Source organism: Phreatobacter sp. GW821-FHT04C01 (genome assembly GCF_059420385.1).
Genome location: NZ_JBWKTP010000004.1, coordinates 294,525 through 309,058 on the forward strand (window position 1 = coordinate 294,525; position 14,534 = coordinate 309,058).

Annotated in this window: 5 protein-coding genes; 2 read left to right on the forward strand and 3 right to left on the reverse strand. The window is 68.1% G+C overall.

Annotated features, from left to right (window positions below; translation table 11 throughout):
- Window positions 1-15: 15 nt before the first annotated feature.
- Together gltA and gltX are read right to left on the reverse strand one after the other, a co-directional pair.
- Window positions 16-1,314 carry a citrate synthase gene (gene gltA, locus AC07WJ_RS17350; protein ID WP_494935867.1) on the reverse strand — a complete coding sequence of 433 codons (1,299 nt, stop codon included), beginning with the start codon at window positions 1,312-1,314 and terminating at the stop codon, window positions 16-18.
- A 189-nt stretch (window positions 1,315-1,503) separates the two neighbouring features.
- A complete protein-coding gene (gene gltX / locus AC07WJ_RS17355) occupies window positions 1,504-2,922 on the reverse strand; it encodes a glutamate--tRNA ligase (RefSeq protein WP_494935868.1) in 1,419 nt (472 codons plus the stop codon).
- A 153-nt stretch (window positions 2,923-3,075) separates the two neighbouring features.
- Between gltX and AC07WJ_RS17360 the strand changes: the two genes are divergently transcribed.
- Window positions 3,076-5,343, forward strand: a complete 2,268-nt coding sequence (locus tag AC07WJ_RS17360; protein ID WP_494935869.1) for a ComEC/Rec2 family competence protein — start codon at window positions 3,076-3,078, stop codon at window positions 5,341-5,343.
- Between the two features lie 7 nt (window positions 5,344-5,350).
- Here the strand turns inward: AC07WJ_RS17360 and lexA are convergent, their stop codons facing one another.
- Window positions 5,351-6,043 (reverse strand): transcriptional repressor LexA, encoded by a 693-nt coding sequence (lexA, locus tag AC07WJ_RS17365; protein WP_494935870.1) that lies wholly within the window; start codon window positions 6,041-6,043, stop codon window positions 5,351-5,353.
- Between the two features lie 489 nt (window positions 6,044-6,532).
- On the opposite strand from lexA, the gene AC07WJ_RS17370 reads away from it, so the two are divergent.
- The gene (locus AC07WJ_RS17370) at window positions 6,533-14,521 is read left to right on the forward strand and encodes a beta strand repeat-containing protein (RefSeq protein ID WP_494935871.1); all 7,989 of its coding nucleotides are present in this window, start codon (window positions 6,533-6,535) and stop codon (window positions 14,519-14,521) included.
- Window positions 14,522-14,534: the final 13 nt, after the last annotated feature.

The window sequence follows — 14,534 nt, forward strand, 5'->3', positions numbered from 1 at the left end:
CCTGATCGGTCGGGCTTACTTGCGCCGGGAGATCGGCACGAAGTCGCGGCGCGGGGCGCCGGTATAGAGCTGGCGCGGACGGCCGATCTTCTGCTCGGGATCCTCGATCATTTCCTTCCACTGGGCGATCCAGCCGGCGGTGCGCGCCAGCGCGAACAGCACGGTGAACATGGTGGTCGGGAAGCCCATCGCCTTCAGCGTGATGCCCGAATAGAAGTCGATGTTCGGATAGAGCTTCTTCTCGATGAAATAGTCGTCGTGCAGCGCGATGCGCTCGAGCTCGATGGCGACGTCCAAGAGCGGGTCGTCCTTGATGCCAAGCTCGCCGAGCACTTCGTGGCAGGTCTTCTGCATGATCTTGGCGCGCGGGTCGTAGTTCTTGTAGACCCGGTGACCGAAGCCCATCAGGCGGAACGGATCGTTCTTGTCCTTGGCCTTGGCGATGAATTTCGGAATGTTGTCGACATGGCCGATCTCGCCGAGCATTTTCAGCGCGGCTTCGTTGGCGCCGCCATGCGCCGGGCCCCAGAGGCAGGCAATGCCGGCGGCGATGCAGGCAAAGGGATTGGCGCCCGACGAACCGGCGAGACGCACGGTCGAGGTCGAGGCGTTCTGCTCGTGATCGGCGTGCAGGATGAAGATCCGGTCCATGGCGCGGGCCAGCACCGGGTTCGGCTTATATTCCTCCGCCGGCACGGCGAAGCACATGTTCAGGAAGTTCGAGGAGTAGTCGAGATTGTTCTGCGGATACACGAAGGGCTGGCCGATCGTGTATTTATAGGCCATGGCCGAGAGCGTCGGCAGCTTGGCGATCAGGCGGATCGACGACACCATGCGCTGGTGCGGATCGGCGATGTCGAGGGAGTCGTGATAGAAGGCAGACAGCGCGCCGACGGCGGCGACCATGACGGCCATCGGATGGGCGTCGCGCCGGAAGCCCTGGAAGAAGCGCGACATCTGGTCGTGCACCATGGTGTGGCGCGTGACGCGATAATCGAAATCGGCCTTCTGGGCAGCCGTCGGCAGCTCCCCGTACAGCAAGAGGTAGCAGGATTCCAGGAAGTCGCCGTGCTCGGCCAGCTGTTCGATCGGGTAGCCGCGATAGAGCAGGACGCCCTCGTCGCCGTCGATATAGGTGATCTGGCTCTCGCAGCTCGCGGTCGAGGTGAAGCCCGGATCATAGGTGAACATGCCGGTCTGGGCGTAAAGCTTGGCGATATCGACCGTCGAAGGGCCGATCGTCCCGTCCGAAACCGGGAACTGCACCGTCTTGTCGCCGTAGGTCAAAGTGGCCGACTTAGAGTTGGCGGACATTGGCAACCTCTTGAATTTCCACAATGAATATCGTGTGCACGTGCGAAATGACCAAGTCCGGCCAGCCGACGGGCCATGACCGTTCGGATAGCCCGTTTTTGGGGGCCGGGCAAGCGCCGGGCCCGCGCGTGGCAACTACCTACGACACAGGTATGAGATCAACACTTGGAGAGCCCGGCGCGGCGCCGATCAGCCGGTTGCCTGATCGGCGATGCGGGCCAGGCTTTCGTCGCGGCCGAGCACGGCGAGCACGTCGAAAATGCCCGGTGACGTGGTGCGTCCGGTCAGCGCCACCCGCAGGGGCTGGGCCAATGCACCGAGCTTGATGCCCTTGGCTTCGACCTCGGCGCGCACCGCCGCATCGGCGGCCTCGGCCGACCATTCCGGCAGGGCCGAAAGCCGCTGGTGGATGGCGGCCAGATGGGCGCGCGCCTCGCCGGTCAGCAGGGTTGCGGCCTTGGCTTCGATCGGCAGCGGTCGCTTGACGGTGATGAAGGCGGCGCCGTCGATCAGTTCGAGCACGGTCTTGGCGCGCTCCTTCAGGCCGGGCATGGCCTTCAGCAACTGGGCGCGCACGGCCGGCGTCAGGCTCGCGGCGATCGCGGCCCCTTGCGGAATGTGCGGCAGGATGTCGTCGATCGCCTGGATCAGCCTGCTGTCGTCGGCATTGCGGATATAGTGGCCGTTGGTCGCCTCGAGCTTGGCAAAATCGAAGCGCGCCGCCGAGCGGCCGACCGAGCCGAGGTCGAAAGCCTCGATCATCTCTTCGGTCGAAAAGATCTCCTGGTCGCCATGGCTCCAGCCGAGCCGCACCAGGTAGTTGCGCAGGGCTTCGGGCAGATAGCCGAGGGCGCGATAGGCGTCGACGCCGAGCGCGCCGTGGCGCTTCGACAGCTTGGCGCCGTCCGGCCCGTGGATCAGCGGGATATGGGCCATGGCCGGCACGGTCCAGCCGAGCGCCTCGTAGATCTGGGTCTGGCGGGCCGCATTGGTCAGGTGGTCGACGCCACGGATGATATGGGTGATGTCCATGTCATGGTCGTCGACGACCACCGCATGCATATAGGTCGGCGTGCCGTCGGAGCGCAGCAGCACGAGATCGTCGAGATCCTTGTTGGGGATCACCACGCGGCCCTGGACCAGGTCATTGACGACGGTCTCGCCGTCCTGGCGGGCCCGGAGCCGGATCACCGGCTTGACGCCGGCCGGGGCCTCGGCGGGATCGCGATCGCGCCAGCGGCCGTCATAACGCGGCGGCCGGCCCTCCTTCATGGCGAGCTCGCGCATGGCGTCGAGCTCTTCCGGCGTCGCGTAGCAATAATAGGCCTTGCCGGCGGCCAGCAGTTCACGCGCGACCGCGGCGTGGCGATCGGCGCGGGCGAACTGATAGATCGTCTGGCCGTCCCCTTCCAGGCCGAGCCAGGCGAGGCCGTCCAGGATCGCGCCGATGGCCTCCTGGGTCGACCGCTGGCGGTCGGTATCCTCGATGCGCAGCAGCATCTTGCCGCCGGTCTTCTTGGCATAAAGCCAATTGAACAGCGCGGTGCGGGCGCCGCCAATGTGCAGGAAGCCGGTCGGGGAGGGAGCGAAGCGGGTGACGACCGTCATGATTCATCCGAAGACGACAGAGTGCGCGGGAGCGCGATAGTCTTACTATCGCGAGGGGCGTGCCTGTAGCACGCCCGGCACGGTTTGGGGAACCGCGATTGCCTGCCCTTTGTGGCGGAGCGAAGGCGGCGAAGGACCTGTTGGGGGGCGAACGTGAGGGCGCGCGCGCAAGCCATTGCCGCAGCCATCGGGCAGGGGGCCCGGCCGGCCATGTCGGGCGGCCTGCGCGGCCTGTTCGACGACTGCCTGGAACGGGCGGCCGAGTGGTTCGCGCTCGAGCAGGAACGCGGCCGCGCCTTCCTGTTCCTGCCGGTCGCCTATGGCGCCGGGATCCTGCTCTATTTCTCCACCGCCGACGAGCCGAGCCTGTGGGCGCCCTTTGTCGTGGCCGGGCTTCTGGGCGTTCTGGCCTACCGGATCCGGGACCGCCGGCTCGCCTTTCTCGCGGCCGTCGCGCTGGCGGCGGTCGCCGCGGGTTTTGCCGCCGCGACCTTGCGCACCGCCATCGCCGGTCATCCCGTGCTCGCCGCCGAGACCGGCGCGGTGACCATTACGGGCTGGGTCGAAGTTTTCGAGCGGCGCGAGAATGGCGACCGGCTGACCCTGCGTGTCGTCAAGGCCGAGCCGGCGCTGGCCCAGCCGCCGGAGCGGGTACGCGTCACCAGCCGGCGCGCCACGGGCGCGCAGACGGGGGCCGCCCTGAGCCTCATGGTCCGGCTTCGGCCGCCGGCCGATCCGCCCGGGCCCGGTCTCTACGATTTCGGCCGCGACGCCTTCTTCAACGGCATCGGCGCCAGCGGTTTCGTCATCGGGCAGGTCCGGCGGGTCGAGCTCGGCGAAGCGCCGCTCGGCGTCCGGCTCCGAACCCAGCTCGACCGGGTCCGCACGACCATCAGCGAGCGCATCCGCGCCGCCATTCCCGGCCATGCCGGCGCGGTCGCCGACGCCCTGGTCACCGGCAAGCGCGACGGCATTCCCGAGGGGCTGAACGATGCCATGCGAGCGGCCGGCACCTATCACATCCTGTCGATCTCGGGCTTCCACATGGCGCTGGTCGCGGCGCTGGTCTTCGTCGCGGTGCGCGGCTCCCTGGCCCTGGTCCCGTCGCTCGCCCTGAACCGCCCGGTGAAGGCCTGGGCGGCCTTCATCGCACTTGTCGTTTCGACCGCCTATCTGGTCATCTCCGGCGGCGAGGTCGCCACCCAGCGCTCCTGGATCATGATCGCGGTGGTGCTGATCGGCGTCATGCTCGGGCGCGGCGCGCTGACGCTGCGAACCCTGGCGCTGGCCGCGCTGCTGGTGCTGACGCTCGCGCCGGAAAGCCTGCTCGGCCCGAGTTTCCAGATGTCGTTCGCGGCGACCCTCGCGCTGGTCTCCGGTTATGCCATGCTCCGGCCCTGGGCCGAACACCATGCCGGCGACCGGCGCGGCCTCGGCCGAGGCCTGCTGGCGCTCAGCAACGGCGTCGCCGGCCTCGCCATGAGCTCCTTCGTCGCCTCGCTCGCCACCACGCCCTACGCGGCCTACCACTTCAACCAGATCCAGCTCTACGGCGTGCCCGGCAATCTGCTGGGCGCGCCGATCGTCGAATTCGTCACCATGCCGCTGGAGATCCTGGCCCTGCTGCTCTGGCCGCTCGGCCTCGACCGGCCGGTCTGGGTGCTGGTCGGCTGGAGCGTCGACCTGTTCGTCAGGGTGGCCGAATGGGTCGCATCCTGGCCGGGCGGCAAGCTCGAAGTGCCGACCTTCGGCCCGCTGCCGCTCGGGCTCCTGTCGATGGGGCTGATCTGTCTCGCCATGCTGTCGACGCCGCTGAGGCTGATCGGCATTCCCCTCGCGGCCCTCGGGCTTGCCATCGCGCCGCTCAGGGAGCGGCCGCTGATCGCCGTGGATGCCGAAGGTCTGACGGTTGCCGTGCGCGCCGGCGACGGGCGCTATCGCGCGCTGTCGCCGCGTGCCAACCGTTTCACCCTGCAGCGCTGGCTGGCGGCCGATGCCGACCCGCGGCTGGCCTCCGACCAGACGCTCATCGCCGGCGTGCTCTGCGACGCGGTGGGATGCGCCATGGCGCTGCCGCAGGGCGGGCGGATCGCCTATGCGCGCGACCCGGAGGCGCTCGCCGATGATTGCCGCGAAGCGCGCATCGTGGTGACCCGTTTCAGCGTGCCGGCGGATTGCCGGGCAACGGTCCTCGACCTGCGCGGCCTGCCATGGACCGGCGCCGTCGCCTTGTTTGTAGCCGGCGAAGGTTATCGGGTCGAGACCGGCCGCGATCCGGCGAGCCGGAGGCCATGGTTTCGTCCGCGCCCAGCCGGGCAGGCGATTGCCCTGATCAGGCCGGCCGGGGCTGCCGCCGTGGCCAGGCCGGTTCAGCCGGCGTCCGAGACCGAGGCTCCGGACGAGCCGGATCCGGACCGGTGACATCGGCTCAGTAGCGTCGGATCAGGCCGACGAGCTTGCCTTGGATCCGCACCCGGTCAGGGCCGAGAACGCGGGTTTCATAGGCTGGATTGGCGGCCTCCAGCGCGATCGACGTGCCGCGCTTGCGCAGGCGCTTCAAGGTCGCCTCCTCGTCGTCGATCAGGGCAACGACGATATCGCCGGTCTCGGCGGAATCGGTCTTGCGGACCAGCGCCAGGTCGCCTTCGAGGATGCCGGCCTCGATCATCGAATCGCCGCGCACCTCGAGTGCGTAATGTTCGCCGCGCGTGAGCATTTCCGGCGGCACCGAAATGGTGTTGATGCGGTTCTCGATCGCTTCGCGCGGCACGCCCGCGGCGATCCGGCCCATGACCGGCACCGAGACCGGCATGACCGCGTCGTCTTCGGTGGCGGGGGGCCGTGCGCGGCCGAGCGAACCTTCGATGACGCTGGGGGCGAAGCGCTGCCGGGCCGGGCCGGCCGATTGCTCGGGCTGCTTGATGACCTCGAGCGCGCGGGCGCGGTTCGGCAGGCGGCGGATGAAGCCGCGTTCTTCCAGCGCCGTGATCAGCCGGTGAATGCCGGATTTGGACTTCAGGTCCAGCGCTTCCTTCATCTCGTCGAACGAGGGCGGCACGCCACTTTCCTTCAGCCGTTCCTGGATGAAGCGGAGAAGTTCGTGTTGCTTGCGTGTCAGCATCGGGTGCTCGTCCCCTGGATGTGATCGGCCCGACTCGCTCGAACAGATCATGAACAGTCCCTATCTGTTCTTTATGTGTTCCGCAAGCGTTGATATTTCGTGAAGTATTCGGGATCGGCGCGCGACGGCTGGCGATGCCCGGCCGGTCGCGTCCGGTTGCATGGGCGGCAATGTGCGCCGGGCAGGCCGCTTCCAGATGAACGATTCAGAGCGTTTCGCGCAACCCGATGAAGTCGCGAGCGATTTTCCCGAAGCTCTGCGCTGGATGAGAAGACAGTGTCCCGCCAACCATGTCATGTCTCGGCTCAATCGGGGTGCAAAACCCGCAAGGACGAGGTGGGGCAGTCGGGAATGAATGCGCGGCGGAATGGGACCGGGCTCGATGCCGCGTTTCCGGCGGGGATCTCTGCGTCCAGGATGGTGCGGCCGGCTTCGGGCGGTCGTGCGTGGCTGCGCCATTCGGTCTCCGTCGCGGCGCTCTGTGCCGCCATGGTGCCGCTTGCGGGCGGCGCGGGACGCGGCCAGACCTTGCCGACCGGTGGCAGCGTCGCCACCGGTTCGGCCACGATAGCGCCGGCCGGCAGCGGCACCCTGACCATCAACCAGACCTCGCAGCGCGCCGTCATCAACTGGAATTCGTTCTCGGTCGGCCAGGGTGGAACGGTGTCGTTCCAGCAGCCGAACAGCACATCGGCGACATTGAACCGGGTCACCGGCGCGACCTCCTCGACGATCGCCGGCCAGGTGCAGGCGAACGGACAGGTCTACCTGGTCAATCCGAACGGCATCCTGATCACGCCGAGCGGCTCGGTCGACACGGCCGGCTTCACCGCCTCGTCGCTCGATACGGGCAATGACGACTTCATGGCCGGCCGCGGTCGCTATGTCGGCAATGGCCGCTCCGCCGATGTCACCAACCAGGGCCGGATTCGTGTCCGGGGCGGCGGCGACGCGGTGCTGATCGGCGGGCGCGTCACCAATGAGGGCACGATCAGTGCCAATGGCGGCCGGGTTGGCCTCGGCTCGGGCGAACGGATCTCGGTCGATGTCGAGGGCGACGGCTTCCTGACGGTCGCGGTGCCGACAGCCGATACCGACCGGACGCGCGCGCTGATCCGCCAGACCGGCCGGATCAATGCGGCCGGCGGCCGGGTCGAAGCGCGTGCGGCGACCAGTGCGGACGTTGCCCGCGCGGCGATCCAGCTCGGCGGCACGATCGAGGCCGGCGGCGTGGCGCAGACCAGTTCGGGGGTCCGGTTCGGCGATCAGGCCGCCGCGCCGGCGCCGGGCAGGACCGGCCACGCGGCATCGCATGGCGCGGTCGGCGGTTCCGGGCGACCGGCGCGGGCGTCCAACGGCATGGACAGGCGCTCCGGTCAAAGGCCCGCGGTGACGCGGCCGGCGGGCACGGTGGTGGTCGATGGCGGCGCCGGCGGCCGGGTGTCGGTCACGGGCAAGGTCAATGTCTCCAGCCCGACGCAGGTGGGCGGGGCGATCACCATCACCGGCCGGGCGATCGATCTTTCCGGGGCGCGGCTCGATGCCTCCGGCGCGACCGGCGGCGGCCAGGTCCGCATTGGCGGCGACTATCAGGGCAGCGGGCCGCTGCAGCGCGCCGAGACCGTCTCGGTGGATGCGGCGACGGTGATCCGCGCCGACGCCACCACGCGCGGCGACGGCGGCCGGGTGATCATCTGGTCGGACCAGCAGACGCGTTTTGCCGGCACGATTTCCGCACAGGGCGGCGGGCAGGGCGGTGATGGCGGTTTCGCCGAGGTGTCCGGCAAGGCGACCTTGTCCTTCACGGGGCTCGCCGATCTGCGCGCCGCGCATGGCCGTTTCGGCACGCTGCTGCTCGATCCCTATAACGTCACCATCTCGAACGATCCGGATGCCAACCAGTCCGGCTTCACCGCCACCGGCGACAACAGCGTCATCAATGCCGGGACGCTGCAGAACCAGTTGGCCCTTTCCAATGTCACGATATCCACGGGATCGGGGGGCTCGCAGGCCGGCGACATCACCATCGCCGCCCCGCTGGTCTGGTCGTCGGGATCGATCCTGACGCTGAGCGCCTATCATTCGATCGCGGTCAACGCGAACCTCTTCATCACCGGCGCAGGCGGCCTGGCCTTCAACACCAACCAGGGTGGGTCCGGCGGCACGCTGTCCTTCGCCTTCGGCGCCGGCACGAACTATATCGGCACGCCGCATACCGGCCAGTCGCTGTCGATCAACGGGCAGAGCTACACGCTCATCTATGACGTCAACGAGTTGCAGGCGATCAATTCCAACCTGAACGGCCGCTACGCGCTGGCGCGCCCGATCGACGGCGGACCGACGGCGAGCTGGAACGGCGGCCTCGGCCTGGTCGCGCTCGGCATGGACAGCAATTCGAACATCCAGAACGGCGGCAACGGCTTCAACGGCACGTTCGAGGGGCTCGGCAACGTCATCTACAATCTGAACGTCCGGCAGATCCCGACCAATTATGTCGGCCTGTTCGGCTTTATCGGGACGTCGGGCGTCGTCAGCAATGTCGGCCTGCGCAATGTCACCATCAGCGGGCAGGACAACACTGGCGCCATCGCCGGCGTCAACCGCGGCACCATCACGCGGGCCTGGGCCGACGGCAAGGTCGACGGAACGTTCAACACCGGCGGCCTCGTCGGCTACAATCTGGGCACGATCAGCCAGTCGTTCTCCAATGCGGGCGTCACCGCGCGGGATCGCAACAATATCGGCGGCCTCGTGGGCCGGAACGACGGCACGCTCAGCCAGGTCTATGCGACGGGCGGGGTGATCGGCGGCGACGTCATCGGCGCCCTCGTCGGGTTGAACGGCGCCACCGGCACGATCAACATGGCCTTTGCCACGGGCGCCGTCGGCTCCACACCCGGCGCAGCCTCGCTCGGCGGCCTGATCGGCTCCAATGCCAGCGCGACCGTCACCAACGCCTTCTTCGTCACCGAGACCACCGGCCGCGGCGCGGCGGTCGGGGCAGGGACCGCCATTGTCGAGATCAGGCTTTCGCTCTCGGACTTCCTGAACGGCGGGCCGCGAACCGGCTTTGGCGGCGGCACCGGCGGGCTGATGCCCTATCTGACGAATTTCTACCCCAACGGCGCCGAGATGATCTCCGGCATCGCCTACAAGGATCTCGGCGTCACCCCGCTGGTTTCGGGCATCCCGCAACCCAATTATGCGAACAACCACGGCTATGTCGCAACGGTCATCGAGGGCATCGAATATGGCCGCGTGACGACGGGCGCCAACGGCTATTATGCGACGCTGCTGCCGGTCGGGACGCTGGCATCGGGCGCACGTGTCCTCACCTTCACCAATCTCGACCTCAGCGCCAACACATCGGGCGCCAAAAACGCGGCGACACTCACCGTCGCGACCGGGGCCGGCCTGATGACCGGTCTCAACATCTATGGCTCGATCCTGACCGCGCAGACCTCGGCGACGCTGTTCTCGCAGGTCGGCGCGATCGATGCCAGCGGCGCCGCCGGGTCCAGCCCGACGGCGCTTGCCGCGCTCGCCGGCACCACCGGGCGCGGTTATCTCGCCACCGGGGCCAGCTTCACCATCGACGTTGCGCAGAGCCTGAACGGCCAGCAATTGCTGGTGAAGACGCAGGCTGGAGCGCCGCTCACCGTCGCGGCGACCATCGACCTCAGGAATACCAGCGCGCTCGCGCTCTATTCCGGCGGTGCGCTGGCGATCAACGCCAATGTCACGACCTATGGCGCCGGCTCGGTGTCCATGTCGAACGGCGCCGGCAGCGATTACAGCTTCGGCAATACCGCGAGCATGTCGTTTTACGACGCCGGTGGCGCAAGGTTCAGCCCGCCGCCCGGTTTCGGCGCCATTTACGATCAGCTCACGCACCAGTATCTCACGATCAACGGCGCGAAATATTACATCGCCTATTCGAAGTTCCAGATCGACGAGATCGACGGCCAATATGCCCATAGCGGCGCCGCCATCGCGGCCTATGGCACCGGCCTCGGCGGCAATTTCGCGCTCGCCTACAATCTGGATCTGGCCGGCACCACGTATAGCCGGACACTGGTGGGGCGTGACGCCGGAACGGCCTTCTCAGGCAAGTTCACCGGTCTCGGCCACACGATCAGCAATTTCGCCATGTCGGTGGCCGCCGATAATGTCGGGCTGTTCGGCTATGTCGACGGCGGCACGATCCGCGATATCGGCATCGTCAACGGCACTGTGATAGGCGGGCGCCTGACCGGCTCGCTGATCGGCTACATGGTCAATGGCACGGTGCTGAACGCCTATTCCTACGCCAATGTCACGGGGAGCACCTCTGTCGGAGGGCTGGTCGGCAGCGCCTCCGGCGCGAGCGTGATCGCCGGGGCCTATGCGCGTGGTTCGGTTGCGGGCGATGCGCTGCTCGGCGGTCTCGTCGGCTATAGCGAAGCAAGCATCAGCAACAGCTACGCCACCGGCACGGTGACCGCGAGCGGCACGATGCAGCTCTCCCAAGTGGGGGGCCTGGCCGGGCGGTCGCTGGGCCAGATCTCCGGCTCTTTCGCCACGGGTTCGGTGTCGGGCGTCGACAATGTCGGCGGCCTCGTCGGCTCCTCGTCCGGGACGATCGTCGAGAGCTATGCCTCGGGCGGCGTTCGCGGATCGACCGCGGTGGGAGGGCTCATCGGCAGCAATGGCGGCGGGGTGACGGAGACCTTCGCGACCGGCGCGGTGATCGGGCAGGCGGCGGTCGGCGGGCTGATCGGCGGGCAGTCCGCCGGGATGGTTACGGCTTCTTTCTTCGACATGGGAACGACGGGCCAGACCGTTGCCGTCGGCGTGATCGATTCCGGATTTGTCTCCGCGGCTGGCCGGACGACGGCGCAGCTCCAGACCGGTGGTCCCGCGGCGCTCGGCTTCGATCCAGCCGTCTGGGGTGGCGCGGCCGGCGGGCTCTATCCCTATCTCAAGAGCTTCTACGGCAGCGGCGTCCAGGCGATCTCGGGCACGGCCTATCGGAGCGACGGAACGACCGGCTTCGGTTCGGACGCGACAGGTTTCGTCACCGTTTCACTGGCGAGCGGCGGCGGCGTCAGCGGCAGCGCCGCGACCGGCGCCAACGGCTATTATTACATCCTGCTGCCGGCCGGTGCGTTGTCCGGCAATGCCGTCGCCTATATGACGACGAATGCCGCGACCGGCGCGCAAAACAGCGCGACGGTGAAAATGGGCATCAGCGGCACGACCGCCGGTGTCGATCTGCAGAACGGCTGGCGCATCGTCGGCGCCGACGCGTCGATCGGTGCGTTGTCGGCGGTCAACAGCCTCTATACGGCCGCGACATCGGGCACGCCGATCGCGGCGGCGAGCTTCATCAACCAGCGGATCGACAGCGCAGCGTCTGGTTTCATCATCGACCAGGCCGTGTCGCTGACCGGCACGCTGGCCCTCACGTCGAACGGCAGCGTCACCCAGACCGCGGCCGTCAGCGCGGGCAGCCTGCAGCTCGGCGGCACCGGCACGTTCACCCTGGCCAATGCCGGCAACCAGGTCGGCACGCTTGCCGCCGATGTCGGCAAACTGACCTTCGCCAATAGCGGCGACCTGACGATCGGCAGGATCGCCAGCGCCGGCTTCGTCACGGCCGGGATCGCCTCCGGCGATACGGTGTCGGTCAGCGCCGGCGGCGCCATCACCATCGCGGCGGATGCGACGGTTTCGGGCGTTTCGCCGGTGCTCGCCGCCAGCGGCGCCTTCATCAACCTGCGTGGCGCGGACGCCGTGTCGGCGACCTCGGGCCGCTGGCTGATCTATTCCAGCGCGCCGTCTGCCGGTACCTTCGCCGGGCTCGACAGCGGCAATACCGCGATCTTCAACCAGACGGCGGCAAGCCTTCCACCCGGCAGCGTCGGCCAGTCCGGCAACCGCTACATCTTCGCCTATCAGCCGAGCCTGACCTTCACCTCGATCGACAGCACCAAGGCCTATGGTGACGACGGCGCCGCCGCGCTCGCCAGCCGCTATCAGGTCAGCGGCCTCGAGGGCGTCAGCGGCGCCTATCTCGCCACCGACCCCGGCAGCGTCTTCTCCGGCGCGCCGGTGCTCACCTCGGCGGGCACCGCGGCCTCGGTCGCGGCCGGCGGCGGCTATGCCATCTCGATCGCGCAGGGCACGCTGGTATCGACCGCCGGCTACACCTTCAGCTTTGCCAGCTCGGGCACGCTGACGGTCACCCAGCGCGCCATCACGGTGACGGCGGACGGCAAGAGCCGTATCTATGGCGATGCCAATCCGGCGCTGACCTATGCGATCACCAGCGGCAGCCTGGTCTCCGGCGACATGCTGGCCGGCGCGCTCACGACGGCCGCGACCACGACCTCGAATGTCGGCATTTACGCGATCGGGCAGGGCACGCTCGCCAATGCCAATTATGCGATCACCTATGCCAGCGCCGACCTGACGGTGACGCCGCGCGCCATCACGGTGACGGCGGACACCAGGAGCCGTGTCTATGGCGACGCCAATCCGGCGCTGACCTATGCGGCGCCGGGCCTCCTGTTCTCGGACACGCTGAGCGGATCGCTCGCGACGGCTGCGACCAACACCTCGGGCGTCGGCACCTACGGCATCACCCTGGGCACGCTCGCCAACGCCAATTACACGATCACCTATGCCGGCGCCGACCTGACGGTGACGCCACGCGCCATCACGGTGGTGGCGGATGCCAAAGCCCGTGTCTATGGCGACGCCAATCCGGCGCTGACCTATACCCCGACGGGCTTGCTGTTCTCCGACACGCTGACCGGATCGCTGGCGACCGGCGCGTCGGCGACCTCGGGCGTCGGTTCCTATGCGATCACGCAGGGGACGCTGGCCAATGCCAATTACGCGATCAGCTATACCGGCGCGAACCTGGCGGTTACCCAGCGCGCCATCACGGTGACGGCGGATGCCAAGAGCCGCGCCTATGGCGATGCCAATCCTGGCCTCAGCTATCAGGTGACCGCGGGCAGCCTCGTCAATGGCGACGGCCTCGCGGGCGCACTCGCGACCGGTGCGACCGTGACGTCCGGCGTCGGCACCTATGCGATCGGCCAGGGCACGCTCGGCAATGCCAATTACGCCATCACCTATGCGGATGCCAACCTGACCATCACCCAGCGCGCCATCACGGTGGCGGCGGACGGCAAGAGCCGCGTCTATGGCGATGCCAATCCGGCGCTATCCTATGCGATCACCAGCGGCAATCTGGTGACCGGCGACGTGCTGGCCGGCGCGCTCACGACGGCGGCGACCACGACCTCGAATGTCGGCACTTACGCGATCGGGCAGGGCACGCTCGCCAATGCCAACTACGCGATCACCTATGCCAGCGCCGACCTGACGGTGACGCCGCGCGCCATCACGGTGACGGCGGACGCCAGGAGCCGTGTCTATGGCGACGCCAATCCGGCGCTGACCTATGCGGCGCCGGGCCTCCTGTTCTCGGACACGCTGAGCGGATCGCTCGCGACGGCTGCGACCAACACCTCGGGCGTCGGCACCTACGGCATCACCCTGGGCACGCTCGCCAACGCCAATTACACGATCACCTATGCCGGCGCCGACCTGACGGTGACGCCACGCGCCATCACGGTGGTGGCGGATGCCAAAGCCCGTGTCTATGGCGACGCCGATCCGGCGCTGACCTATACCCCGACGGGCTTGCTGTTCTCCGACACGCTGACCGGATCGCTGGCGACCGGCGCGACGGCCACCTCCGGCGTCGGCTCCTATGCGATCACGCAGGGGACGCTCGCCAATGCCAATTACGCAATCAGCTATACCGGCGCGAACCTGGCGGTGACCCAGCGCGCCATCACCATCACGGCGCATGATCTCAGCCGTGTCTATGGCGATGCCAATCCGGCCCTGACCTTCAGCGTCGGCGGTTCCGGCCTGGTCAACGGCGATGTCCTGTCCGGCGCTCTGGCGACGGCTGCGGGCACCTCTTCGAATGTCGGCGGCTACGCCATCGGCCAGGGCACCCTCGGCGGCGCCAACTACACGATCACCGGCTTCACCGGCGCCACCCTGACGGTGGCGGCGCGGCCGGTGACCATCACCGCAGTGGACGTGACCAAGAGCTTCGGCCAGCCGGATCCGGCGCTCGGTTATGTCGTCGGCGGCATGGGCCTGGTCAATGGCGACCAGCCGACCGGCCGCCTGACCCGCGACGCCGGCGAGACCATCGGTTCCTACGCGATCCTCGCCGGCTCGCTCGCCTTGTCCGCCAATTACCAGCTGAGCTTCAGCCAAGGCCGCTTCACGGTCGCGCCGACCCCGGCGGCGGTGGCGATCAGCCAACTCGCGACGCTGTTCGCGCCGCCGCCTTCGCCTGTTGGCGCCGGCGGCGATGCGGTGCTGGCCGGGCTGACGGCGGCCGGCCCCGATGGCGGGGCCAGTTGCCGGCCACAGCCGGCGGGAGGGCTGACCTGTCCTTGACCATGACCATGGC